The following is a 2,129-nucleotide window of genomic DNA, read 5'->3' as shown; positions in this document are numbered from 1 at the left end:
GCGGGGCGGCCATCCGCGGGGCGGCCATCAGGAAGCAGCATTCGAAGACGAGCTGTCTGTAAAAGCTGTTCGTAAAAACATGGGAGGACGTTGCATTGAACAAACCCGCGATACTGGCCCTGGAAGACGGTAGTGTGTTTCATGGCACGGCGATCGGTGCCGATGGACAGACCAGCGGTGAGGTGGTGTTCAATACGGCGATGACCGGCTACCAGGAGATCCTGACCGATCCCTCCTATACCCGCCAGATCGTCACCTTGACCTACCCCCATATCGGCAACACCGGCGTCAATGCCGAGGACGTCGAGTCCGGCGCCATCGCCGCCGCCGGCCTGGTGATCCGCGATCTGCCGCTTGCGGCCAGCAGCTTTCGCTGCGAGCAGACCCTCTCCGACTACCTCAAGAGCCAGAATGTGCTGGGCATCGCCGAGATCGATACCCGCCGGCTGACCCGCATCCTGCGCGACAAGGGCGCCCAGAACGGCGCGATCCTGGCCGGCGCCGAGGCCGAAGGCGACGATGCCGTCGAGCGCGCCCTGGCCGCCGCCCGTGCCTTCCCGGGCCTGAAGGGGATGGACCTGGCCAGGGTGGTCTCTTGCCAGACCCCCTACGAGTGGGGCGAAGGCGAGTGGGCCCTGGGCGAGGGCTATGCCGATGCCTCCGCGGCAGAGCGCCCCTTCCACGTGGTCGCCTACGATTTCGGGGTGAAGCGCAACATCCTGCGCATGCTCGCCTCCCGCGGCTGCCGCCTCACCGTGGTGCCGGCCCAGACGCCGGCCGCCGAGGTGCTGGCGATGAGCCCGGATGGCGTCTTCCTGGCCAACGGCCCCGGCGACCCCGAGCCCTGCGACTATGCCATCAAGGCGATCGGCGAGATCCTCGAGTCCCAGACTCCGATCTTCGGCATCTGCCTGGGTCACCAGCTGCTGGCGCTGGCCAGCGGGGCGAAGACCGTGAAGATGGGCCACGGCCACCACGGCGCCAACCACCCGGTGCAGGACCTCGACACCGGGCGCGTCATGATCACCAGCCAGAACCACGGCTTCGCCGCCGACGAGGCGAGCCTGCCGGACAACGTGCGCGCCACCCATCGCTCGCTGTTCGACGGCACCCTGCAGGGGATCGAACGCACCGACCGCCCGGCCTTCGGCTTCCAGGGTCACCCGGAAGCGAGCCCCGGCCCGAAGGACGTCGCGCCGCTGTTCGACCGCTTCGTCGAGATGATGAAGGCCCGCAAGGCCTGAGCCTGAGCGCGAAGCGTCAGCCCGAGACACGTCGCCCCTCGTCACCTATTTCTGCGGGAAGCACCATGCCCAAGCGTACCGACATCCAGAGCATCCTGATCATTGGCGCCGGCCCCATCGTCATCGGCCAGGCGTGCGAATTCGACTACTCCGGCGCCCAGGCCTGCAAGGCGCTGCGCGAGGAGGGCTACCGGGTCATCCTGGTGAACTCCAACCCGGCCACCATCATGACCGACCCGGCCATGGCCGATGCCACCTACATCGAGCCGATCACCTGGCAGACGGTGGAGAAGATCATCGAGGCCGAGCGCCCCGACGCCATCCTGCCCACCATGGGCGGCCAGACCGCGCTCAACTGTGCCCTGGACCTGGACAAGCACGGCGTGCTGGCCAGGTACGGTGTGGAGATGATCGGCGCCAACGCCGACGCCATCAACATGGCCGAGGACCGCGACCTCTTCGACCAGGCCATGCGGCGCATCGGCCTGGAGTGCCCCAAGGCCGAGGTGGCCCACAGCATGGAGGAGGCCTGGCGCATCCAGGCGACGCTGGGTTTCCCGGTGATCATTCGTCCCTCCTACACCATGGGCGGTTCCGGCGGCGGCGTGGCCTACAACAAGGAGGAGTTCGAGGAGATCTGTACCCGCGGCTTCGAGCTCTCCAACAACCACGAGCTGCTGATCGACGAGTCGCTGCTGGGGTGGAAGGAGTACGAGATGGAGGTCGTCCGTGATCGGAACGACAACTGCATCATCGTCTGCGCCATCGAGAACTTCGACCCCATGGGCGTGCACACCGGCGACTCCATCACCGTGGCCCCGGCCCAGACGCTGACCGACAAGGAATACCAGATCATGCGCGACGCCTCGTTGGCGGTGCTGCGCG

The 2,129-nt window shown here is 66.9% G+C and carries 1 protein-coding gene and 1 pseudogene; both read left to right on the top strand.

Going from position 1 to position 2,129, the window contains the following annotated elements; genetic code table 11:
- Window positions 1–95 precede the first annotated feature (95 nt).
- Window positions 96–1,244: a glutamine-hydrolyzing carbamoyl-phosphate synthase small subunit gene (gene carA / locus IBX53_RS15865; RefSeq protein ID WP_290911268.1), complete on the top strand. Its 1,149-nt coding sequence runs from the start codon at window positions 96–98 to the stop codon at window positions 1,242–1,244.
- 65 nt (window positions 1,245–1,309) lie between these two features.
- Window positions 1,310–2,129 (top strand): annotated as a pseudogene (carB, locus tag IBX53_RS15860) (carbamoyl phosphate synthase large subunit); the annotation flags it as partial.

The organism is Halomonas sp. (assembly GCF_014859505.1).
Taxonomy (GTDB): domain Bacteria; phylum Pseudomonadota; class Gammaproteobacteria; order Pseudomonadales; family Halomonadaceae; genus Halomonas.
This window is presented reverse-complemented; position numbering and strand designations above follow the sequence as displayed.